This is a genomic window from Paenibacillus sp. FSL R7-0302 (assembly GCF_038006885.1).
Classification (GTDB): Bacteria; Bacillota; Bacilli; order Paenibacillales; family Paenibacillaceae; genus Paenibacillus_AQ.
The window spans coordinates 1,246,904-1,269,812 of sequence record NZ_JBBOWB010000002.1 but is presented as its reverse complement, the minus strand read 5'-3'; the positions used below and the strand labels follow the sequence as shown (position 1 = coordinate 1,269,812).

19 protein-coding genes and 1 riboswitch are annotated in these 22,909 nt (G+C 57.1%); all 19 genes read right to left on the bottom strand.

The features are described 5' to 3' along the window. Positions 1-43: 43 nt before the first annotated feature. The 19 genes from MKY96_RS31335 to MKY96_RS31245 all read right to left on the bottom strand — a co-directional run bounded on the left by MKY96_RS31335 (position 44) and on the right by MKY96_RS31245 (position 22,840). On the bottom strand, positions 44-649 hold the full coding sequence (locus tag MKY96_RS31335) for a TIGR01440 family protein (protein WP_340946823.1): 606 nt from the start codon (positions 647-649) through the stop codon (positions 44-46). Between the two features lie 137 nt (positions 650-786). Next, positions 787-870, bottom strand: a riboswitch (ZMP/ZTP riboswitch). A 49-nt stretch (positions 871-919) separates the two neighbouring features. Next, the gene (locus tag MKY96_RS31330; RefSeq protein WP_340946542.1) at positions 920-1,507 is read right to left on the bottom strand and encodes a low molecular weight protein arginine phosphatase; all 588 of its coding nucleotides are present in this window, start codon (positions 1,505-1,507) and stop codon (positions 920-922) included. 75 nt (positions 1,508-1,582) lie between these two features. Then, positions 1,583-2,179, bottom strand: coding sequence for a manganese efflux pump MntP (locus MKY96_RS31325; protein ID WP_340946540.1), 597 nt, complete (start codon positions 2,177-2,179; stop codon positions 1,583-1,585). 327 nt (positions 2,180-2,506) lie between these two features. Further along, positions 2,507-3,784: an L-threonylcarbamoyladenylate synthase gene (locus tag MKY96_RS31320; RefSeq protein ID WP_445671504.1), complete on the bottom strand. Its 1,278-nt coding sequence runs from the start codon at positions 3,782-3,784 to the stop codon at positions 2,507-2,509. Between the two features lie 526 nt (positions 3,785-4,310). Beyond that, on the bottom strand, positions 4,311-5,069 hold the full coding sequence (gene spoIIR, locus MKY96_RS31315) for a stage II sporulation protein R (RefSeq protein ID WP_445671516.1): 759 nt from the start codon (positions 5,067-5,069) through the stop codon (positions 4,311-4,313). Positions 5,070-5,208: 139 nt separating this feature from the next. Beyond that, entirely contained in the window at positions 5,209-6,405 is a 1,197-nt protein-coding gene (locus tag MKY96_RS31310; RefSeq protein ID WP_340946535.1) for an FtsW/RodA/SpoVE family cell cycle protein, read from the bottom strand. Between the two features lie 336 nt (positions 6,406-6,741). Then, positions 6,742-7,935, bottom strand: coding sequence for an FtsW/RodA/SpoVE family cell cycle protein (locus tag MKY96_RS31305; protein ID WP_340946533.1), 1,194 nt, complete (start codon positions 7,933-7,935; stop codon positions 6,742-6,744). A 611-nt stretch (positions 7,936-8,546) separates the two neighbouring features. Next, positions 8,547-9,692, bottom strand: coding sequence for a N5-glutamine methyltransferase family protein (locus tag MKY96_RS31300; RefSeq protein ID WP_340946531.1), 1,146 nt, complete (start codon positions 9,690-9,692; stop codon positions 8,547-8,549). Positions 9,693-9,696: 4 nt separating this feature from the next. After that, entirely contained in the window at positions 9,697-10,764 is a 1,068-nt protein-coding gene (gene prfA, locus MKY96_RS31295; protein WP_340946530.1) for a peptide chain release factor 1, read from the bottom strand. 286 nt (positions 10,765-11,050) lie between these two features. Beyond that, a complete protein-coding gene (gene ychF / locus MKY96_RS31290; protein WP_036726185.1) occupies positions 11,051-12,151 on the bottom strand; it encodes a redox-regulated ATPase YchF in 1,101 nt (366 codons plus the stop codon). A 421-nt stretch (positions 12,152-12,572) separates the two neighbouring features. Beyond that, entirely contained in the window at positions 12,573-13,046 is a 474-nt protein-coding gene (locus tag MKY96_RS31285) for a GNAT family N-acetyltransferase (RefSeq protein WP_340946528.1), read from the bottom strand. A 43-nt stretch (positions 13,047-13,089) separates the two neighbouring features. Continuing rightward, complete coding sequence (gene fni, locus MKY96_RS31280; RefSeq protein WP_340946526.1) at positions 13,090-14,235, bottom strand: type 2 isopentenyl-diphosphate Delta-isomerase; 1,146 nt, start codon at positions 14,233-14,235, stop codon at positions 13,090-13,092. Between the two features lie 624 nt (positions 14,236-14,859). Next, positions 14,860-16,335: a phytoene desaturase family protein gene (locus tag MKY96_RS31275; protein WP_340946525.1), complete on the bottom strand. Its 1,476-nt coding sequence runs from the start codon at positions 16,333-16,335 to the stop codon at positions 14,860-14,862. Further along, positions 16,332-17,492 (bottom strand): glycosyltransferase, encoded by a 1,161-nt coding sequence (locus MKY96_RS31270; protein WP_340946523.1) that lies wholly within the window; start codon positions 17,490-17,492, stop codon positions 16,332-16,334. Before MKY96_RS31270 ends, MKY96_RS31275 begins: the two co-directional genes overlap by 4 nt. After that, complete coding sequence (locus tag MKY96_RS31265) at positions 17,489-18,229, bottom strand: lysophospholipid acyltransferase family protein (RefSeq protein ID WP_340946521.1); 741 nt, start codon at positions 18,227-18,229, stop codon at positions 17,489-17,491. Before MKY96_RS31265 ends, MKY96_RS31270 begins: the two co-directional genes overlap by 4 nt. Then, positions 18,198-18,983: a carotenoid biosynthesis protein gene (locus tag MKY96_RS31260; RefSeq protein WP_340946519.1), complete on the bottom strand. Its 786-nt coding sequence runs from the start codon at positions 18,981-18,983 to the stop codon at positions 18,198-18,200. Before MKY96_RS31260 ends, MKY96_RS31265 begins: the two co-directional genes overlap by 32 nt. Before the next feature lie 2 nt (positions 18,984-18,985). Beyond that, positions 18,986-19,843, bottom strand: coding sequence for a phytoene/squalene synthase family protein (locus MKY96_RS31255; RefSeq protein WP_340946518.1), 858 nt, complete (start codon positions 19,841-19,843; stop codon positions 18,986-18,988). After that, positions 19,836-21,356 (bottom strand): phytoene desaturase family protein, encoded by a 1,521-nt coding sequence (locus tag MKY96_RS31250; RefSeq protein ID WP_340946517.1) that lies wholly within the window; start codon positions 21,354-21,356, stop codon positions 19,836-19,838. Before MKY96_RS31250 ends, MKY96_RS31255 begins: the two co-directional genes overlap by 8 nt. Next, the gene (locus MKY96_RS31245) at positions 21,353-22,840 is read right to left on the bottom strand and encodes a phytoene desaturase family protein (protein ID WP_445671515.1); all 1,488 of its coding nucleotides are present in this window, start codon (positions 22,838-22,840) and stop codon (positions 21,353-21,355) included. Before MKY96_RS31245 ends, MKY96_RS31250 begins: the two co-directional genes overlap by 4 nt. Positions 22,841-22,909: the final 69 nt, after the last annotated feature.

The following is a 22,909-nucleotide window of genomic DNA, read 5'->3' as shown; positions in this document are numbered from 1 at the left end:
CCTGTAACTCTGATTTATGTGGTGTTAGTTAAACCCTCTCACTTCAGTCACAATTCACGGAACCGCTAGTCTCAGGCGTGCGGTACACGGCCCGTTCCCCGCCGATCAGCGGCGGTCTGCTCCATGCGGCATTTACCCGGGCAGCCCCGATAACCCGCAGGCTAGGCCGGTAAGGTACGGCAATCCGGCGCAGATGCATGCCAATCAGGGTCTCCCCGATATCTATACCGGCATGAGCCTCTATGGTCTCTGCCAGCACCGGATCTGTCATGGACTGGTAGGCCGCAGCAGCCATAGAGCCTCCGGCTCCCGGAATGGGTACAGCCGACACCTCTCTGAGACCAAGGGCTTCCAGCAGAGCGCGTTCCATCACGAGCGAACGGTTCAAATGCTCGCAGCACTGGTAGACCGGGTGAAAGCCGAATTCATCCGCAATCTGCGTAATCCCCTCCAGCAGCTGCCGCGCAACCTCCAGCGCACCGCCTGTCCCAATCCGCTTGCCCGCCACTTCGCTGGTGCTGGCTCCGACGACCAGGATCTTCCCCGGACCGAGCTTGCCCGCTACTGCAAGTTCACGCGTTACCGCAGCAGTGGCTGCGGCCAAAGAAAGTTCCCCGCCGCCCGTTAGCTGCTGCTCTGCAGCCGCCATACCGGATAAGCGATCCTCCCCTGACTTTTGCTTCAGGACTTCCTCCATCTTACCGCCCCCTTCAACCGTTTCTGATTTCCATGGAGATGCAACTTTTAAACAAAAAAGAGCAGTCCGCAGGTTGAACTGCGGATGTGCTCTTTTGCCCAGGCGACCGGCCGTTTATTCCAGGTGCTCCATCGTGGTTTCATCCACACTCGTCGCCAGTTACACCGGAACCGGATCATATTTATTACATCTTAAGGGATTGGCGGCAAAAAATCAACCACTTCAAAGCCGTCTCAGCGATTCAAGCTTATCGAGCAGACCGTACAGCGCCGTACGGATCTCGGCAGCCGCCAGCTCGTAATCTTCACGCGAGCCGCCGAACGGATCACTGATATCGAAGCTGGGGATACGCTGGCGGATCTCAATCATCCGCTGCATAGCCGCAGCATCCGGCTCGGTGCCCAGGGCCAGATTCAGCTCCGCATCTGCATACAAGCTGTCCAGCTCCCGGATATCGGCGTTCACGGATTCCTGCGTCTGGACATACTCCTTAAGGGTATGGGTCTTGGGTACCGCTTCAGGAAAATATTGCAGCAAGTGCCGCTTATGCGCTCCTGTCAGGGTGAGGATCAGATCGGCCCAAGCCACTGCCTCCCCGTCCAGCTGAGAGGATACGATGCGGTCCTGAATCCCTTCATCCTGGAGAATGCCGGCAGCATGTCTGGATATGGAAGTACCCGGGACAGCAGAAACTCCGGCAGACCGCACCTCCACATGAATGCCCCGCTCCTTCGCAAGCTTCCGCAGAAGCCCTTCGGCCATGGGACTACGGCAGGTATTACCTGTGCAGACAAATAAAATATGCAGCAACCTTTCCACCTCCGGTAAACATTATAATTTCGGTATGAAGCAAGCTTAAAAATTATGGGTATTGCCGTTATTGTATCAAAAGATGAACATCAAGCCAAACGCCAGAAGAATGGCTCCGCCCAGCGCTTCCCCGTACTCTCCGAGGCCCCGGCTCACCCGCCTGCCCAGCAGCAGCCCTGTAATGGACATAACACCGCCGCAGGCACCGAAGGCCAGCACGGTTAGAATAATACTATTCACAAACATCCCCAGCGAAACCCCGACCGAGAAAGAATCCACACTTACACTGAGCGAGATCAGCAGCATGCCCCACACTGTCCGGTGATCCATCTGCCGGCTGCTGCCGCCGTCTTCCTGGCGGAAGGAATTGAACACCATATGTCCGCCCAGCAGAACAAGCAGGCCTCCGGCAGCATAGGTGGTAACCTGTCCCAGCAAATGGCCGACATAGCTGCCCGTGAACAAGCCCAGCAGCGGCATCAGCACATGAAAAAAAGCAATCAGCAGGCTAAGCTGCAGCACATGCAGCAGACGGATGCCCCTCATCCCGATGCCCACGCCAAGCGAGAACGCATCCATCCCCAGCGCAACTGCCATAATGGCCACTGTTACTATCTGGCCCCAGCCCCCATGTATTCCGCCCCAGCCCCCAACCATTCCGTCCCAGCCCATGAATAGCCCTCCACCCTGAGTCCGTAAGTTCTTGTACAACAACGATATGCGGACAAGATGGTATTCATGACTGCGGGGTGGATGGCAGGAACTGGAGATTCTGGCTTGTCACGGACTGAGAAGCCGTTATTTTTGAGAAAAACCACTTTTGCGCGGGCCAACGGACTCCCATGCGCTTATCTGCTGACTTCCACCCCAAAATGAGCTGGCGGAGAGGAAATAAGCGCATTACAGTCCTTTAGGCCTGGAAAATGGGCTAATATGAGAAAATAACGGCATTACGGTCCGCAAAGCCATCCGGAATGAACGGGGGATAATAATTCGGCGTTAGTCTGCGTCGATCACCGAATCACCGGCGGCTTTCATCAGCCGGTTCATGATGGCTGCGCCGAGGCCCGTGACCGGGCAGGCCTCGGCCAGAATGTACGTGGCCCCCGCTTCATCGAAGCGCCGCAAGGCGGCATACAGGAAGCGGGCGGCCTCCTCCGGCGAGGACAGCGAGCCGAGAGACACCGTGCAGGCGGCCGGGTCGGCGGGATACAGGGCCCTATGCTCCTCGAAGAGGAGCAGGCCCGTGATCTCGCCCGCCCGCTGCGCCGCCTGCAGCAGCCCTGCGGCGGTCTCCGCCACGCGCTGCGCGGAGGAGCCGCGTACGATGCCAAGCGCGCCGCGCGGGGCATAGTGCGTGTACTTCATGCCCGGCGCGCGCGGCGCCGGGCTGCTGCCGGCGGCCGCCTGCGCAGCAGCGCCGGCTTCGCCGCCGCCGGGCACGGCTGCCGGCGGCACAGGCACGGACCCGCCGCCGGATGCACCGGCAGGCGTGTCCGCCCCGGCGGCCGGCTCCGCTGCGGCCGCTTCAGTGCCGGTCACCGCTGCGAGCTGCTCGGCGGTGATGCCCCCGGGACGGAGCACGGCTACCGTCCCGTCCGGCTGCACCTGCACCACGGTCGACTCCAGGCCGACCCCGGACGCGCCGCCGTCCAGAACCCCGCCGATATATCCGGCGAGGTCTTCCAGCACATGGGCGGCCAGCGTCGGACTCGGCCGCCCGGAGCGGTTGGCGCTGGGCGCGGCAACCGGACAATCCGCCGCGCGCAGCAGCGCAAGCGCCACCGGATGATCCGGCATGCGCACGCCAACCGTGTCCAGGCCCGCCGTCACCAGCGGCGAGAGAACGCCGGGACGCACCGGCAGCACCAGCGTCAGCGGGCCGGGCCAGAACGCATCGATCAGCGCCGAGGCCACCGGATGCACCTCAGTCACCAGGCGACCGAGCTCCTCCCGCCGGGCAATATGCACGATCAGCGGGTTATCCGAAGGACGGCCTTTGGCTGCGAAGACCGCTTCTACCGCTGCGGTATTCCGCGCATCTGCGCCCAGTCCGTACACCGTCTCCGTCGGAAAGGCCACCGTCTCCCCGCTCCGCAGCAGCGCTGCCGCTTCCGAGATCATGTCCAGATCACTCCCGCCCGGCTGCCAACCGGCAGAGCTACCCGATCCGCCATCCCTTCCCTCCTTGCCGGAAACGAGGCTCCAGTACAGGGTAGATTCTATATGACCGCTGCGGCGCTGGGCCGCGAACGGTGAATGCATATCCTCTGTCATCTATCATCACTAGCTTTCTGATTGAATTATTACGCAAGTGGAAACGGCTTTGCCGTCCTTTATTATAGCGCGAAGCATATAAATTCTTATCTTTGCACAAAGTCATCCTGACGGATGAATGGGATTACCTTCACGCCAGTACAATGTATACTGTTTTCCACATACATTTGGTCCATACGCCTGCATGGTAGCCAATGTATGCTGTTTTTGGCACACATTTGGGCCATACTCCTTCACGCCAGCATAGTGTATGCTGTTTTTCACATACATTCGGGCATGCGCCTCCTATATCAGCACAATGTATGCTGTTTTTCACATACATTTGGTCCATAAGACCCTGTGCCAGCTTATAGCATTCGGTTTTAGGCAGCTTGTCGACAACAGGAGGAATCTATAGTTTACTATACGACCAAAAACGGCCCCCTCAGGTGGAGCCGCCTCTGCTCAAGTGCTGCAATCATCGTACCATATCCGGCGCAAAAACTGTAGAATCCAATCTGCATCTACACTATCCTTCTCAGGACATTCAGGCGAACAACCCGCAGATCCAGCTCCAGATATTCTTCAGCAGCTCCCACACGAAGAACTTCACCTTCGGTGTCTCAGCAGCATCACCCGCATTTCCTCCCTTGTTAGCAGAATCCGAGAGACTGGATACTGCCCCTTGCGCTGTTCCATCCGCAGCCTTCACCTTCGCACCGTCTCCCGAAGCCTTGGCTGAGACCTTAGCCGCATCCTTGGCCCCCGCCTTCGCAGCAGCTGGTTCTGCAGCCGCAGCATCCCCTGTTCCCGCATCGATGAAGCAGAGCGGCGGAAACAGCACACACCACCAGTTCTGCCCTTTGCCTGCTCCAAGCGTGACCCGGACGGCCTCGTATTCTCCGGCAGGATAGACCCGGCCGCCATACATTTTGGTCGGAAAAGGAACCGTACCCAGCTCCACCTGATAGCCGTATTCAATCCCGCGCTGTGCCAGCTCTCTGCCCACCAGCTCATTCAGCTCCGGCAGATGATTACGGATCAGGGCACGGGCCTGCTCCAGGCTCTGCGGATCTTCCAGCCCGGCCACCCACTGGTTGATCTGCTCCACGATCCGGTCACGAATCTGGCGCTTGACCAGCTGATCCCCGGTGCCGTCCGAATTCGCCAGAATACGCAGACGGATTGACTCCTGCGGGATCGATACCTCCGCTACGGCGGCATCGCTTTTTTGCCCTTCCCAGGCCATCATCAGAATCATAAAAAAACAAATTAAAATGGCAGTATACTTAAAGGTAATCCGCAGGGAATCCCCTCGCTCCAGCTTAACATCCTCCATCTTCCGCAGCCCCTCTCCCTCTGAACCTCTTATGTTCCCAGTATGTCCAGGAATGAGAGACTGCAAACCTAGTAATCTATTATTCATGAAGTAGAGACGGAAGCACCTAGTTTTTGGACAAAAGGGATTTGCCCTTCGTGTCCGGCTGCGGCAGCGGGAGATCGTCCTCCACATCCTGCCCGTAGAGCCTTACACTCATCGCAATCCCCATACAGGCCATATTAATCAGCAGCGAGGTTCCGCCGTAGCTGATGAACGGCAGAGTAATGCCGGTCAGCGGCATCAGTCCGGTCATCGCTCCGATATTCTCCAGAATCTGATACAGCAGCATTGCCACGATCCCGACTATCAGCAGCGGCCCGCCGCGGTCCCTGCATTCCAAGGCAATCAGGATTAATCTGTGGATCAGGATAAAAAAGAGCATCAGCAGCGCCGCTGCACCCAGGAAGCCGAATTCTTCCCCAATCTGCACAAAAATCGATTCCGAATACAGATACGGCACACGGTTGCTCTGTACGGAGCTGCCCTGCAAATAGCCTTCTCCCTTCAAGCCTCCGGAGCCAATCGCCGTCTGGGCATTTTTCGTCTGATAGCTAGCAGTGCTGCTGGCCAGCTCAGGCACCAGCCAAGGGTCAAACCGGCTGACGAAGTGATCACGGCCCAGCGTTTTCTCAATAAAATCAACCGTCTGCTCGTGATAGTTGATATAACACAGGATGAAGCCCAGAATCGCCCCGCCCGCGATGATCAGCCCGATCAACGCATGCGAGAACTTGATACGCCCGATCCATAGCAGGCCAAGCAGGATTACGATATAACTGAGCGCATTGCCCAGATCATTCTGGACGATGACCAGCGCGCACGGCATGAATGCAATCAGACCCAGCGGCACGACATCGCGCCAGAACTGGAGCCGGGTTTTATTTTTGCGGACAAGCACGGTGGTCAGAAAAATAATCAGAATCAGCTTGAACAGCTCCGCCGGCTGAATGCTTAAATCTCCTATACCAATCCAGCCCTGGGCACCGTTCTTCACCTTGCCGAAAAAGCTGACCGACAGCAGAATCCCGATCCCGGCGATGTAAATATAGAGTCCATACCGCACCAGCAGGCGGTAATCGAACAGGGTGATCAGGATAAACGCGATAAACCCCAACGCATAATATTTCAGCATGGTGATATGCATACCATCCAGGCCGTCTCTTCCATGAGTCACGCTATAAATGGAGAAGATACAGATCCCCATCAGCACAATCAAAATCAGCACAATGCTGCCGTCTATTCTTTTGATTCTCTGCAACATAAGGATAACCCCTCAACCTCTCCGGATTAGGAATCCGCCCGCTGTAGCCATCCCAGGCTGCAATCCACTAATTTCCATTGTAATGCAATTGGGAGCATTTATTCAATTTTTCTATTTCTGCATAGCTGACCCACATCCCTCACCCTCTAAGCACAACAAAATCACCCTGCGGGTGAACGATGCTAATGCCTCTCTCACCGGCCGCTTTTAAGGAGAAAATCATAATTTCCTAAACCGCAAAAAAAATACCGGAACCCTTCGTTAACGAAGAATTCCGGTATGGATGAAGCAGCATCCAGCCCCCCTAAAGGCGCGGGCTTTACTATTCTTAATAAGTTAGCTTCTTTTGGCGGGGGCGGCGGAAGAATACAGTGCAGGACTCGGCAGATCCTCCTCCACCTCTTGCCCATGCAGACGCACGCTCATTACAAGCCCTATGCTCGCCATATTGATCAGCAGTGAGGTTCCCCCGAAGCTGATGAACGGCAGCGTAATCCCGGTCAGCGGCATCAGACCCAGGAAGGCCCCGATATTCTCAAAGATTTGGTACAGCAGCATCGCCACCACCCCGACGATCAGGAACGGCCCGCCCCTATCCTTGCACTCCAGTGCAATCAGTATCATCCGGTGAATGAGGATAAAGTACAGCAGCAGCACCAGCGCCGACCCGACAAAGCCGTATTCCTCCGCAATCTGTACAAAAATGGAGTCCGAATAGGTGTATGGCACACGGTCAGTCTGCACCGAGCTGCCTGTCATATAACCTTCACCGCTCATGCCGCCGGAGGCGATGGCCATTTTGGCGTTCTTCGTATGGTAGATCGCCTTGGCCGTTGCCTTATCCGGCACCAGCCACGGGTCGAAGCGCTCGATCCAGTGCGAGCGTTTGATATCTACCAGGAAATCCTTAATTTCATCGTGATAATGAATATAGCTCATAATTCCGGCAGCCGCAGAGCCGCCTATAACCAGCAGCCCGATCAGCGCATGGGTGAATTTAATATTGCCGATCCACAGGAGACCGATCAGAATAACGATGTACGAGAGCGCATTCCCCAGGTCATTCTGGCTGATTACGATGACAAACGGCATGAGACTGAATAATCCCAGCGGAACCACATCACGCCAGAACAGCAGCTTATTTTTATTCTTGCGTACAAGCACAGCTGCCAGGAACAGAATCAGAATCAGCTTGAACAGCTCCGCCGGCTGAAGACTGAAGCTTTCGCCGAACTTGATCCACCCTTGTGCGCCGTTCTGCTCTGTACCGATGAAGCTGACCATTACCAGAATGCCAATCCCCGTGATGTAGACATATAACGCATATTTTACAAGCAGGCGGTAATCCACGAACGTCAGCCCGATAAAGGCAACAAAGCCCACGATATAGAATTTGATCATCTTAATATGCGACCCGTCCAGCCTCTCACGCCCGTGGGTCACACTGTATATGGAGAAAATGCTGACCACCATCAGCAGCACAAGAATCACCAGGATAACGCCGTCAATCTTCTTAATCTTCTGAAGCATATTCTGTCTCCTTACTCAGTACTGGTTCTTCCCGTTCTTGTCCCCTGGCAGCCGCCCAGGCAGAAGTTCCGTCCTGTCTATTGTAAAGGAAGGGACCGCCTAAATACAATTTACCAAATATTGGGGCTCGTCTGCTTCGCCCGAGGAGATTGTGCTTGCGCGTACGCTCCCAATGCCCTCACGCGCCCCTCGCTTTCCCAGCCATTCAGCGATAGGCATATCTACTCCGCCCCTCGTTCTCCCGGCCACTCAGTAATAAGTGTATTTTGTGCAATTAAAAGTAGTAAAAATGATGATGGTTTTCCTCTTCTAATTGTAGTCTGTACAACTAAATCTGCTTGATTACGGGAACATCGGGTGCGGAGGGAAATTTAAGTGTACGTTATACAGTTAAACAGATTATGGATGGAATAATAGATAATTTAGTTGTACAAAGTGCATTTAGCGCAGCGATTGCAGCTTAATGGGGCACGGCAAATCTTCAGCAGGCTATTGGTTAAAATTAGACTCGAAGCATGGCCGTCACTGCGGTGAAAATTGGACTTCCAACCGCAACAGCAGCGCCGCTCCTTCTAAAAATGACGCCGCACCAGACGGTTACACCGGCCCGGCTACGTCCGTCCCCGGCGGGCTATCCCGAGCACATGCCGGGGAATCCCGGCGAGATCATCGATGGTGATGATCTCGTCCCAATGTCCGGCTGCCCGCAGCAGTCCGGCTACCTGCTCGGCCTGCCCCTGGCCGAGCTCGAAGCCGACCAGGCGCGGCGGAGCCGGGAGCAGCGGCAGCTGCTCCATCATGCGGCGGTACGGGTCCAGCCCGTCCCCGCCGCCGTCCAGTGCCGTGCGCGGCTCATGGTCGCGCACCTCGCGCTGCAGCCCGGCGATGTCGCCGCCGGGGATGTACGGCGGGTTGGAGACGAGGATATCCGTCTCCAGCCCCGCGAACGGCTCGAGCAGATCGCCGAGCCGCAGGTCCACCGCCGTGCCGTGCCGCTGCGCATTGCGCCGGGCCACGGCCAGCGCGCCGGGCGAGATATCGCCGGCGCAGACCCGCCACGCCGGCGCTTCCGCCGCCAGCGTGACGGAGATGGCTCCGCTGCCGGCGCCGATATCGACGGCGGTCAGCGGCCGTGCGGCGCCGGCTGCGCCCGCGCCGCTCTCCCGGCGGGCGGCGATGCGGCCCGCCGGGCTGTGGGCGGCTGCTTCATCCGCAGCCGCCATATCTTCAGGTGCGGCTTCGCCCCGCACCACGCCGACCTCGCCGCCCGCTGCTTGTCCCTGCTCGTCTCCTCCAGCTTCCGGTGCGGCTTCGCCCCGCATCGTGCCGCCCCGATCGCCCGCTGTCATATCCAGCGTGCATCCATCGGCCGCCACCATTCCGTCCGGCCACAGCTCCGCGCCGTACTTCAGAATCGCCTCGACGAGCAGCTCCGTCTCCGGGCGGGGGATCAGCACATCGGGCGTGACCTCGAAGGCCCGGCCGTAGAACTCCTGCTCGCCGGTGATGTATTGCACCGGTTCTCCCGCCGCCCGGCGGGTCACCAGCGCTTCCCATTCGGCCTTGCGCGCCAGCGGGAACGGATCAGCCAGCGCCATATAATAAGCCGCCCCGGACAAGCCCAGCACATGCTCCAGCAGGAGCTGGCTGCTGCGCTGCGGCTCCGTAAGGCCGTGTCCGGCCAAAAAAGAAGAAGCCTCCGCAAAGGCTTCCCGGATGCTTTGCACGTCAGGCATGACATAAGAGTCGTGTTTCAAAGCATTATTCTCCTTTTTCCATCAATTCTGCTTGTTCCGCAATTGACAGTGCCGAGATAATCTCGGTAATATCCCCGTTCATCACCTGATCCAGACGGTGGAGGGTTAAGCCGATCCGGTGATCCGTCACACGGCTCTGCGGGAAGTTGTAGGTACGGATACGCTCACTGCGGTCACCGGTTCCCACCTTGCTTTTACGTTCTCCGGAATACTTCGCTTCCTCTTCCTGCCGCTTCAAATCCGAGATCCGGGTACGCAGCACTTTCAGCGCCTTATCCTTATTGGAGTTCTGGGACTTGCCGTCCTGGCAGGTAGCCACGATCCCCGTAGGTACATGGGTTACACGTACTGCTGATTTGGTCGTGTTAACGGACTGTCCGCCCGCACCGCTCGAACAGAAGGTATCGACACGGATATCCTTGTCATGAATCTCGATTTCGAAATCTTCCGCTTCCGGCATTACGGCAACGGTAGAGGTAGAGGTATGGATACGTCCGCCGGATTCTGTGGTAGGGATGCGCTGCACACGGTGTGCGCCGCTTTCAAATTTCATTTTGCTGTAAGCGCCGCGCCCGGTAATTTGGAAGATGACTTCCTTGAAGCCGCCGAGATCATTCGTGTTCACATCCATCAGCTCTACGCGCCAGCCCTGGGTATCGGCATAACGGGTATACATCCGGTAGAGGTCAGAGGCGAACAAGGCCGCTTCGTCCCCGCCGGCTGCGCCGCGGATTTCCACGATTACGTTCTTGTCGTCGTTAGGGTCCTTAGGCAGCAGGAGCAGACGAATCTTCTCCTCAAGAACGGCCTGACGCTCGGACAGGTCATCGATTTCCATCTTGACCATTTCTTTCATTTCATCATCAAGCTTCTCGGCCTGCATCATCTTCGCGGCTTCAAGCTCTTCCATTACGTTCTTATATTCGCTATACGCCTCGAAGGCGGGCTGCAAGTCGGATTGTTCTTTGGAATAGTCCCTCAGTTTCTTACTGTCGCTTGCAACATCCGGGTCACATAGCAGTTCACTGAGTTTCTCATAGCGGTCCGCCAGGGATTGCAATCGGTCCAACAAGGGAATTCACCTCTCCTGATTCAAATTCTTCGTTCATTATTACTTTAAATCGTTGCTACAACTGAAGTAGATATACGACTTTATATTATACCACCACAAGCCTCAATTGGCTACAGTACATGCGGCGGGCCGGGGATTTTTTTAAATTAAGATTCTGTATGATCTTATGATGTTGAGCCTCCGGCCAGCTTATACACCGGCACCCAGTCCGAATGACGCAAAGAAACCATCCAGCAAGCAAGTACCTCTACTCCTGAATGGCCTCTCTATAACAAGCGAAAAGTATCTATACGTTGAACCGGAAATGCATAACGTCGCCGTCCTGCACCAGATATTCCTTGCCTTCCAGACGCAGCTGCCCGCGTTCCTTGGCACCGTTCATTGAACCCGCCGCCACCAGATCGGTGTAAGCCACAACCTCCGCACGGATAAAACCGCGCTCGAAATCAGTGTGAATCACGCCCGCTGCTCCAGGGGCCTTAGTGCCCTTGCGGATAGTCCAGGCACGAACCTCTTGAACACCCGCAGTGAAATAAGTGTACAGACCCAGCAGCTTGTAAGCCGCTTTGATCAGACGGTTAAGCCCGGATTCCTGCAGACCCAGCTCCTCTAGGAACATCGCCTTGTCTTCACCTTCCAGCTCCGCAATCTCCGCTTCCACCTTGGCACTGATCGGCACGACTTCAGCATTCTCGGCTGCTGCGAATTCACGGACCTGCTGCACATAAGGATTCTCCTCGGCAGTCGCCACTTCATCCTCGCCCACATTCGCCGCATACAGCACCGGCTTCAGCGTGAGCAGGTGAAGATCACGCACGATCTGGCGCTCATCGTCAGACAACTCCAGACTGCGTGCAGGCTGGTCCTGATACAGGGCTTCCTTAACGCGCTCCAGTACTTCTACTTCCTGGGCGTATTTCTTGTCGCCGCCCTTGATATTTTTGCGGGAACGCTCAATCCGCTTCTCCACGCTCTCCAGGTCAGCCAGAATCAGCTCCAGGTTAATCGTCTGGATGTCGCTGATCGGATTCACCTTGCCGTCTACATGGGTCACGTTCTCATCGACGAAGCAGCGCACCACATGAACAATGGCATCCACCTCGCGGATATGGGCCAGGAACTTGTTGCCCAGGCCTTCGCCCTTGCTCGCACCGCGCACCAGTCCGGCAATATCGACGAATTCAAAAGCGGTCGGAACCGTCTTGTTCGGCTGTACCAGCTCCACCAGCTTATCCAGACGTTCGTCCGGTACTTCTACAACCCCGACGTTCGGGTCGATGGTGCAGAACGGATAGTTGGCGGATTCTGCGCCCGCTTGTGTAATTGCATTGAATAATGTCGATTTGCCTACGTTGGGAAGTCCAACGATACCTGCTTTCAAAGCCATTTATATGACAACTCCTATTTTCGGTTGGTTTGATCACCGCATGAAATCCCGAACTGATCTCAAACCATTATATATTAGAACAAATTCTCCAGCAACAGCGGATGTCAAGGGCGGGCGGCCAAACTCATCTTACCAGGTAAAAAATATTTACTTGGCGCTGCCCGTTGTGGTCAGTTTTTCAATTACATTTGGCCTACACGGCGCTTCTGCTCCAATTGTGGTCGGTTTTTCGACTACATCCAGCCTACACGTTGAGCTAGTCCCATTTTTTTCGTTTTTCCGTGAATCCTTGGCTCACACACCGCCGCACTTACTCTCGAACACTGCCCCTTATGCAAAAAGACTCCTTGAGGAGTCCAGTTACTTCGGCTGTTGCTGTGCAGAACCTTATGCCTGCCTGGTGCTACTTTCCGCCTGCGGCCTACAGCGTCTTGGACATCGTGATGTCTGTAACCTGGAAGCCCATTTTCTTGTATAGCCCGAAGGCGCGTTCGTTATGCCCAAAGACATGCAGGCCGATCTTGGCCGCCTTCAGCTTCTTAGCTTCTTCATCCAGCAGGAGCAGTGTCTGCTTGCCATAGCCCTGGCCCTGGAACGGCTCAAAGATATAAATGTCATAAATGAACGCCTCCCGCACCCCGCGGTTCTCGGTCACGTTGAACCAGAGATAACCGGCTTGAGTCTCCGAAGTCTCCTCTACTACCGAATAGAAATAAGCTCCCGCCGTATTGAGGCCTTGCGGCAGGTAGCGATTCATCGATTCCTGGGCCTGCGCTAATGCTGTATCTGCATCCCAGGCACCGGCTTGTACTTTCTCTTCTGCGTAGTCGCGGGTAGATTGCTTCAAGAACGACTGAAACGCAGTTTCGTCCATCGGGACCAATGTAATCGTCATTTGGATACCTTCCTTCGGTTCTGATTATAAAAGCAAGCCTGGCTCAGCGCCGGACCAGACGCGGCGTTCCGCGCAGCGCGGCAAGGTCCGGTGCACCGATGCCGAACATCACCGTCCGCAGCTCCAGCTCCACCTGGGCCAGCGCCTGATCCAGCGCCTCCTCGGAGCTGACGGCCGGACCCAGCAGCCCCCGTCCGAAGCCTGCCAGATCAGCGCCAAGGGCCAGCGCCTTGGCGGCATCGACGCCGTGCTTCAGTCCGCCGCTGCCGATCAATGCCCCGCGCGGGGAGACCGCGCGGACCTCGGCAATGCACTCCGCCGTGGGAATACCCCAGTCGGCGAAGGCCTCCGCAGCCGCACGCCGTACCGGATCAATGCTGCGGAACTTCTCCACCTGGCTCCACGAAGTGCCGCCTGCTCCGGCAACATCAATGAAGGCAGCACCCGCCTGATACAGCCGGGCAGCCGTATCGCCGTCAATCCCCCAGCCGACCTCCTTGATCCCCACTGGAATCTCAAGGCTCCGGCACAATGCCTCTATCCGCTGCAGCAGGGAACCGAAGCCGGTGTCACCCTCGGGCTGGAATACCTCCTGCAGCCCGTTCAGATGGAGAACCAGCCAATCGGCTCCGGCAATCTCAACCGCCCGGCGGCATTCTTCTACCCCGAAGCCGTAAGCGAGCTGCACGGCTCCGACATTGGCAATGACCGGAATTGTGGGTGCATTGGCCCGCACATGGAAGGTAGCCGCCAGCTCCGCACGTTCTACAGCCGCGCGCACCGAGCCGACGCCAAGCGCCCAGCCCCGGCGCTCCGCCGCTTCGGCCAGCCGCTCATTGATCTTCCCTGTGGCCGCGCTTCCCCCGGTCATGGAGCTAATTAACAGCGGGGTACGCAGCGCTCGGCCTAAGAACTCAGTACCCAGTGAGATGGTATCGTAATCCAGTTCCGGCAGCGCGTTATGGCGGAACCGGTACTGCTCGAACCCGGTTGTAATTCCGTTGCCTGCCACATCTTCATTCAGGCAGAGCCGTACATGCTCAATCTTCCGTTCCCCGGTTCTGGAGTCGGGCAGCAGAGATTTATGTCCGGAAGGACCTGAGCCTGCTGTCTGCTGCCCTTGCTGGGCATATGTGCCTAACTGCTCCACAGCGCTCTGCGGCACACCGTTTCGCGGCATATCATTCATGCTGTCTTCCTCCGTTTCTGCTTCGCTTTTCTCAAACTATAACAACATCACCCTACGGAGAATGTATACTCTTTTCCACATACATTCCGCCATACGCCTGTGTGCGAGCACTATGTATGCTGTTTTCCACATACATTCCGCCATATACCCGTCTGCGAGCACAATCTATACTGTTTTTCACATACATTCGAGCCATAAGCCTACCTGCGAGCACAATGTATACTGTTTTCCACATACATTCCGCCATACGCCTGCCTGCGAGCACAATGGATATTGTTTTTCACATACATTCGGCCATACGCCTGCCTGCGAGCACAATGTATGCTGTTTTCCACATACATTCGGTCATACGCCTGCCTGCGAGCACAATGTATGCTGTTTTCCACATACATTCGGCCATGTGCCTGTCTGCGAACACTATGTATGCTGTTTTCCACATACATTGGCCTATGCGCCGTTGTACCAGCCGATTGTATTCGGTTTTTAGCATACATTCAGCAACAAAGTCACTCTACGAGTTATTCATCTACTTGCAATATATCCCGCTCCACAATTACCTTCCATTATAGCACAACTGTAGCACAACCCCGCTTGGCCATTGAACGCTGGCGGGGTGCTTACTCTTCATACATGGCTTGCAATATATTCCCCTACCAGCCTGCCCGATAAGGACACCACAGGGGTTCCCCCGCCTGGATGCGTGGTTCCGCCTACATACCACAGTCCCTTAACATCCCTGGAACGGTTGCCCGGGCGGGAGAAGGTCTGCTTCACCGTATTGGAGGATATCCCGTAAATGGCCCCCTGATGTGCCAGCGTATCGCGGGCGATATCCTGCGGGGTGTAACGCTCCAGCACATCTGCGGACGACAGCCCTCTCACACCGTGACTCTCCAGTACAGAAATCACCCGCTCCCCGTACGCATCCCTCTCCTCACTCCAGTCACAGGCCGGGCTCAGATAAGGCGCATTAGCCAGAATGAACAGGTTGCTGCCGCCCGCAGGCGCCATCTCAGGCTCGGAATAACCGGAGTGGCATACATACACTGTCGGTTGCTGCGGCGGACGCTTGTGCCCGAAGATATCCTTGAATTCCTGCTCATAGTTCTCCGGGAAAAATACCGTATGATGCAGCAGCTTATCATACGTGCGCGGCACGCCCGCCAGCGTTACCAGACCGGACAGGGACGGTTCGTAAGCTTCAATCCTGCGGTCCTTCATTCCCGGCCGGACCGCTTCAGGAAGCAGCATCCGGTTGATGCTCAGGACATCGCCACCGGCAATCACGGTCTTGGCCGGGTAGAAGCCTTGCGCCGTATCCACACCTTCCACCGCACCGGAGATTACGGAAATCCCCGTCACCTCTGTGCCTGTAATCAGCCGTACGCCCAAATTCCGGGCGAGTGCAGACAGACCGCTGATTAATTCATAGGTGCCGCCCTTCACACCATATACGCCCTCCTGAATCTCCAGATGACCAAGCATGGCGAAGATGGAGGGGGAGCGATACGGCGATGATCCCACATAGGTGGCATAGCGGCCAAGCATAGCCAGGGTATGCGGGTGACTGAAGTAGCGGAGCAGCAAGCCATGTAGGCTGAGAAAAGGCCTTACGCGCACCAGATCCCGCACAAGCGAAGGGGAGAGCTTATCTCTCCAGGATAGCAGCAGCCTGTTCAGGAACTGCTTCTCGCTTAGCTGATACAGCCGCGACGCTTCAGCCAGAAACTCCGGGAACCGCGCAGCATCTGCCGGGCTGTAGGAGGCCATCTGCTCCTGCATTCGCCCGGTATCCCTTGAAAAATCGACAATCTTGCCGTCTGCGAATACATTGCGGGTACGCGGCTCCAGCTCATAGAGCTGGACATAATCCTCCATGCGGGCTCCCGCAAGCTCATAGAGCGAGCGGAAGACATGGGGCATCGTAATCGTACTTGGGCCACGGTCGAAGGAGTAGCCCCCTGCCTTCACCCGTTGCAGCTTGCCGCCGGGCTGCTGCTGGCGTTCCAGCACAGTGACTTCCCAGCCTTCAGCGGCAAGGGTGACCGCACATGACAGCCCCCCGAATCCGGCACCTATGATTACTGCCTTCGGTTTCATTCATAACGCCTTCCTTTCCATTCATAGCCTGCGCGTGTGCGGCTTCCACGCCAGGACGCCACAGCAATCAAGGACAGGCAGAGCATGCTCACCGGGAGAAGGAGACAGAACCAGAACGGCTGTCGTCCGGCAGCATCACTAGTCCGTTTCACGGCCAGACCCGCAAGTAGCGCAGCAGCAGGCCAGAGCGCCGCGCTTAGCTGTCCGCTTAGGGCATAGTACAGAACGGCGGCGGTGGGCACCGCATACAGCGACAGATATGCAATAAGCACACCCAGCAGCAGCAACGGGCTGCGGCCGATACCAGCATAGATATTCTTCCGGTAGCCGTTCCATACTTGCCGGGCATTGTGGTACATCCGCATGAACACCTGCTCCGTAACATCCATGAGCGTCACCGTTCCGCCCGACCGCTTCACGGCGCGGGCCAGCGCCATGTCATCCACCAGCTCGCTGCGGATGGCCTCATGCCCGCCGCAGCTGTCGTAACTGTCCCGGTGAATCAGGATGAAGCCTCCATGCGCCGCAACAAAGCGCGGATCTCTGGAGCCGCGGACCAGTGGAATGGGCAGGTGGCAGATGATGGTGAAGACCATCAGGGGAACAACCAGCCGCTCCAGCCAGGTTCCGGTCATCTGCCGGGGGAAGCCGGTAATCATGCCGCCGCCCGCAGCGGAGGCAGCAGAAAGCGCCGCCTGAAGCGCCCCGTGCTGAAGACGGACATCTGCGTCCAGGAACAGCAGCCAGTCTCCGCTTGCCGCTTCTGCAAGCTGAGCGCAGGCATGGGACTTGCCCAGCCAGCCCTCCGGCAGCTCTCTTCCCTTCAGAACGCGTACTCCGCTGCCCGCTGCTGCGGCAATAGCTCCCGTTCCGTCAGTGGATGAATCATCCAGTACAATAATCTCCACCCCGATTACGCCGGTGCTTGAGGCCAGCACAGAGGAGAGGCAGTCCCCAATATTATCCGCTTCATCCCGGGCGGGGATCAGCACCGACAAGCGCAAGGCCCGTGAGGATGCCGTTGCTTTTGCTGACAGCGCCTGCGCCGCTCTTGCTCCTGGTGCTGCCCCCAGCTTGGGGAGCTGCGCTGCATTACATATTGCGAACAATAGCTGGAGCAGCACAATACCGGTTACAGCCTGAAAGAATACGTTCATCCGCTCCCACCGCCTGGCCGCAGCAGGTCAAGCCATTCATTGGTAGATCTCCCCCGGCGGAGCAGCGGCCTGAATTCATCCGGCATATAGCCTTGATGGTTAAGCACTCTGCTGCGGTGTGACTCCAGTTGTCCGCCAAGAACAGTCTCCAGCTTACGGGCTACGCTTGAGCGGTCCATCTCCGCCCAAGGCAGCAGCAGCGGCGCACCGGCCAGCAGCGTAGCTTCCGGCTTCGTATGCCGGAACAGGCCGTGGTATAGCGTCACTGGGACTACGGCCGCCCCCGGACTGAGCCGCAGCGCCAGGGTCGCCCCTTCCTTCAGGCTCAGCGGCCGGTGCTCTAGCGGCCGGATTTCGCCTTCGGGATACATCCAGACACTCTCACCCTTTTGCAGCAGTCCGGCTGTATACCGCAGAGAAGCCCGCGCATCCCCGGCATTGCCGGGGTTAATGGAATAGGCGCCGAGCTTCCTGAAGAAGGCATACTTCCGCAGCTGCTCCTCTTCCATCATGAAATAATGCCGCTTCCCCGGAAGCTTCCCTGCGGCGTGATAGGCCAGCAGGCCGTCCCACCACGAGCTGTGATTCATAAGGTAGAGAATCCCCCGCCCGGCAGCGGCAGCGGGCTGAAGCTCTCCGCTGATTCCAATGAAGTGAAAATGCCTGCGCAGCAGATAGAAGGAATTATAACGGTAGAATAACCAGTCAAACCTTCCCGATGGAACGGCTTCCAGCATAGCGTAGACTCCCTTCGGCCAAAGCGGCACCTGCCCCGGCGATCACCGCGCAGGCAGGCAATCCCTCTGTCAGGCTGATCAGGCCGAACAGGATCAGGATCGCCTGATACAGGCGGGTACCCCGGCGGGCAGCCAGGCGGGTGAACGGCACAGCCGGGAGCAGCATGGACAAGGCAGCGCCTGCAATCAGCCAGCCGCCGAAATTGCTCCAGGGCACCTGATAGAAGCCCCCGCCGCCCTCCCAATGCCAGAAGTTCCTGGCATGGGCAACAGGATCGAGCACCAGATCCATCAGGACCGTCCAGAAGCCAACCTGCACGGCCCGCAGCAGCAGGAGCCGGAGGCCGCGCTGTCCGAAATCATGGCTGATCAGCACGGCATTGCACACAACCGCAATCCAGGCGAAGCCCAGTGTAACAGGCACACCAAATAATAAAGGCCCGAGAATAGTAGAATAATTATAATCCCCAAACAACCGGCCGGAATGCACGCCTACCCATTCCACCGCCATTCCGCCTAACCAGATAAGAGCCGCAGCATACCAGAATCGCTTGGTCATCCGGCCTCCCGAAGAATTGACTGACCAGTCAGACATGAAGGGTTTGAACTGCCCCTTGATTAATAAATCCAGCCCATAGACACCATAGAATACGAGAAATAATCCGTTAGAGAATTTCAGGCTGTCCGGAATTCCGAACACGATCAGCAGCAGCGCACCGATGGTATACCAGATCCAAAAAAGGGTTCGGACCATCGTTAGACCACCGCAGTTCTTGCACCGGCATAACGCACAACCGTACGCTGGAACAGCTGGAGCTTGGCTTCATCGGTGACATAGGATCTTTTGCGGAAAACATCATACCCGTCTGCCTCCACAGCATCCAGAATAGCAGCATAGAAGGATGCGGCAAGTTCAATGGCAAGGCCGCTCTCCAAAGGATACGTATGCACATGCTCCAGCCCTCGCCGGAACCAGTCCAGCGCTTCTGTCCGCAGCTCCTGTATAACGGCAGTAAAACGGTGATTGACCTCCCCGTTCTCCAGCTCCTGCTGGCTGTAGCCATGTCCCTCCATCACCTCAAGCGGCACATATCTGCGTCCTCTTCGGAGATCCTCACCCACATCGCGGATGATATTGACCAGCTGCATTCCTATCCCCAGCGCAATCCCTGATGTCCGTGCCGCTTCACTCTGATCATCCCGCAGAACAGGCAGCAGCATCTCCCCTACCGTTCCCGCTACAAGATAACAGTAATCCTTAAGCTGCTCCATCGTGTCATAGGCTGTGAAGGTAAGATCTCTAAGCTGTCCCTCCATTTGCAAAAGAAACGGCTCACGCTGAAGCTGCGGGAAGCTGCTGAACAGCCAGCGCAGCGCCGGCCAGATGAAATGCCCGTCCGCCTGCTCCAGATTCATGAAATGCTCCCGCAGCTCATGAATGCTGTACGGCGCGCCTTCCGGCTCATCCACACTATCGTCTATAATCCGGCAAAAGGCATAAATCACATGCACCGCTTCACGCCTGGGACTTGGCAGAACATCAAACGCCTTATGGAACGAAGTGGACCCTTTCTTCATCAGTTCCTCACATTGCTGCAGTATCCTTTCATCCATGTACGCTCATCTCCTTTAAAATTTCCTGAACGGCAAGCTTCGCTCCCTGCATCACGATCGGCACACCGCCGCCCGGATGGACGGAAGCACCTGCGGCATACAACCCCTTGAGCGGATAAGGCTTCGGCTGGGGCCGGAATACCCCCGACTGGCTCAGCAGCGGTGCAATACCGAAGCTGCCCCCGCCATACATTCCTTCCTGCTCCGCATCGGCAGGCGTTCTCAGCCTGCGCCAGATTACACTCGCGGCAAGCCCGGGGAAGCCCCGCTTCTCGGCATCCGCCATGACTTTATCGGCCAGTGCTCCGGCTATTTCCTCCCAGTTCTTATCCGGCGCCGCCGGGACGGGAACAAGGAAATACAGCACGCTCTGTCCGGGAGGAGCTGCGCTGTCGTCCAGCGCTACCGGATTAAATACATAATAAGATGAATCCTGGGGGATTTGTCCCCGGTCAAACAGCTCATGCAGGCTGCTGTTCAGACTGTCCGGCAGGAAGAACTGGTGCACCAGCGACTCCGGCCACTGCTTATCCGTGGCTGCATAGATCAGCAGACAGCCCGAGGAGGGCTTCCAGCTTCCGCGTTTTATGGCCTTGGCCGATATGTGTCTGTCCTTATCCGCTGTCACACCCAGCGCCCGTTCCTGCTTGAATACACCAGGCGGCAGCAATTGCTCCACATTCGGGAAATCTCCATTGTACAGAACGGCATCATAAGGAATCGATTGCCCCTGAACAACAACTCCGTAGCAGCGGCTTCCTTCAACAAGCAAGGATTCCACCTCAGCGCCCGTATGAATCTGTACCCCGCGGTCTTCCAGCTCCCGGGCCATGATCTGCGGCAGCGTCCCGTATCCGCCCTTCAGCATCCAGATGCCGAAGGCATGCTCGGCGTAAGGAAGCATGGTGTAGATACCGGGTGTGCGGAAGGGTGCTCCTCCAATATAGAGGCTCTGCAGGGAGAACGCATCCTTAAGCTCCTCGTTGCGGAAATACTGCCCGATAGCAGAGCGCAGATTCTGGTAAGCACGCAGGCGGACCATCAGCGACAGGTTAGCCGGACTGAAGAATTCCCGCCCGCTGGCATACCCCCGCTCCAGGAACGACGTCCGCCCCTGCGGATACAGCACTGACATGTCCTTCATGAACCGGGTGAAGCCCTTGCCCTCTCCGGGATAAAGCCGGTCAATCTCCTCCGCCTGCGCCGACGCATCTGCGAATTTGGTCAGCACCCGCCCGCTTCTGAAGTGAACCCGGTAGAGCGGATCACAGCGCAGCAGCTCCAGGCTGGATCGCGGAAGGCCGCCTTCCTCCAGAATAGCGAGAAGCATCTCCGGCAGCAGCACGATGGTAGGGCCGCGGTCAATCCGGTAGCCGTCCTGCTCTTCAAAGGCCACTCGCCCGCCCGCTTGGGGTGCCCGTTCATAGATCACCACCTCATGTCCCTGACGGGTAAGCAGCAGCGCTGCCGTCAGCCCGCCGATTCCGCTGCCTACGATGGCTATGCGGCTCATAACGGAACCCCCGCACCTGCGCCGGGCGCACCCGCCTGTACGTTGAACCGCCTCCGCACAGCCTGGTCATGCTCCCGCAGCAGCCGTGCGCTGATCTTGGCCGACTCGAAGATCGTCGGCAGGCCGCTGCCCGGATGGGTTCCCCCGCCGACCAGCCAGATGCCGCGTACCTCCTCGAAGGTATTATGCGGCCGCAGATGCATCATCTGCCCAAGGTTATGGGCCAGATTGAAGGTGGCCCCGTTATATACATTCTGCTGGTTCTGCCAGTCCAGCGGGGAGAAGAACAGGCTCTCTTCCACGCGTCCGGCGATTCCCGCCAGCTGCGGAATTTGCTCCAGCCGCTCCATCATCCAGTTCTCTACCTCCTCACGCTCCTGCTCCCAGTTAATATCGGCACTCAGATTAGGCACCGGCATCAGCACGTACAGCGAGGACTTACCGGGAGGCGCCAGTGTCTTATCGATGACTGACGGATTATGGATATAGATAGAAGCATCCTCCGACAGCACGCCCAGCTCCGTGATCTCTCTGACATTACGCCGGTAATCGTCCGCGAAATGAACCGAATGATGACTGAGGTCCACCTCTCCATCCACACCGAGGTAGAGCATGGCGGTGGAGCAGGAATATCTTTTGCGGGCAATCTTGGCAGGAGTGTATTTCTTCAGAAGCCCGGGCTCGAACAGCTGTGTCATCGCAGAGCCAAAGTCTGCTCCAATCACAATATAATCCGCATCCACCTTCTCCCCGTTCTCCAGCAGCAAGCCTGCGGCCTGCCCGTCCTTGACGATAATGCGTTTCACTCCGCTTGCGGTATGCACCCGCCCGCCATGCTCCTGGATGACCTCAGCCATAGCCTGAAGCACACGGTTAATGCCGCCAGACGGATGGTACAGGCCATAACGGTGCTCCATGTACGACAGAATCGTGAAGGTGCCCGGACATTCCCAAGGCGACATCCCCAGATACTTGGCCTGGAACGAGAACGAGAACCGCAGCCGTTCATCATCGAAATAACGGGACAGCCGGTTATACACGGTGTCTGTAGCGTTCAGCTTGGGCAGCGAGTGGAACACATCTCTTTTAACATAATCCCCTAACGATTGGAACGGACGCTGCAGCAGCGGAATCACCCGCTCCAGCTTATCGGCTTCTTCTGCCATGAACCGGCGGTAGCCGCTGCCGTTGCCGGGGAACAGCCGCTCAATCTCCTCAGCCGTCTGATCCTGGTTCGTGGAGGGCGTAAATACGGTATCTCCAAAATGCAGTGAATACAGCGGATCAAGCGCTGTAAGCGAGACATAGTCATGCACCGAACGCCCTGCCAGAGTGAACAGCTCCTCCAGCAAATGCGGCATCATCAAGAAGGTGGCTCCCCGGTCAAAACGGTAGTCGCCCAGCTTCAGTTCGCCTGATCTTCCGCCAACTTCTGCCTGTTGTTCATAGAGATCGACTTCATATCCTTCGGCGGCAAGCAGCATGGCGGCGGCCAGCCCGCCCGGTCCTGCGCCAATTACTGCGACTTTTGCGGTATCTGTGGTTCGGATCAA

Excerpts from the sequence above, each read along its gene's own strand:
- MKY96_RS31335 (WP_340946823.1), bottom strand. The coding sequence starts at position 649 with ATGGCGGCTGCAGAGCAGCAGCTAACGGGCGGCGGGGAACTTTCTTTG.
- MKY96_RS31325 (WP_340946540.1), bottom strand. The coding sequence starts at position 2,179 with ATGGGCTGGGACGGAATGGTTGGGGGCTGGGGCGGAATACATGGGGGC.
- MKY96_RS31320 (WP_445671504.1), bottom strand. The coding sequence starts at position 3,784 with ATGACAGAGGATATGCATTCACCGTTCGCGGCCCAGCGCCGCAGCGGT.
- MKY96_RS31310 (WP_340946535.1), bottom strand. The coding sequence starts at position 6,405 with ATGTTGCAGAGAATCAAAAGAATAGACGGCAGCATTGTGCTGATTTTG.
- MKY96_RS31305 (WP_340946533.1), bottom strand. The coding sequence starts at position 7,935 with ATGCTTCAGAAGATTAAGAAGATTGACGGCGTTATCCTGGTGATTCTT.
- ychF (WP_036726185.1), bottom strand. The coding sequence starts at position 12,151 with ATGGCTTTGAAAGCAGGTATCGTTGGACTTCCCAACGTAGGCAAATCG.
- MKY96_RS31285 (WP_340946528.1), bottom strand. The coding sequence starts at position 13,046 with ATGACGATTACATTGGTCCCGATGGACGAAACTGCGTTTCAGTCGTTC.
- fni (WP_340946526.1), bottom strand. The coding sequence starts at position 14,235 with ATGAATGATATGCCGCGAAACGGTGTGCCGCAGAGCGCTGTGGAGCAG.
- MKY96_RS31275 (WP_340946525.1), bottom strand. The coding sequence starts at position 16,335 with ATGAAACCGAAGGCAGTAATCATAGGTGCCGGATTCGGGGGGCTGTCA.
- MKY96_RS31270 (WP_340946523.1), bottom strand. The coding sequence starts at position 17,492 with ATGAACGTATTCTTTCAGGCTGTAACCGGTATTGTGCTGCTCCAGCTA.
- MKY96_RS31265 (WP_340946521.1), bottom strand. The coding sequence starts at position 18,229 with ATGCTGGAAGCCGTTCCATCGGGAAGGTTTGACTGGTTATTCTACCGT.
- MKY96_RS31260 (WP_340946519.1), bottom strand. The coding sequence starts at position 18,983 with ATGGTCCGAACCCTTTTTTGGATCTGGTATACCATCGGTGCGCTGCTG.
- MKY96_RS31255 (WP_340946518.1), bottom strand. The coding sequence starts at position 19,843 with ATGGATGAAAGGATACTGCAGCAATGTGAGGAACTGATGAAGAAAGGG.
- MKY96_RS31250 (WP_340946517.1), bottom strand. The coding sequence starts at position 21,356 with ATGAGCCGCATAGCCATCGTAGGCAGCGGAATCGGCGGGCTGACGGCA.
- MKY96_RS31245 (WP_445671515.1), bottom strand. The coding sequence starts at position 22,840 with ATGCTGCTTGCCGCCGAAGGATATGAAGTCGATCTCTATGAACAACAG.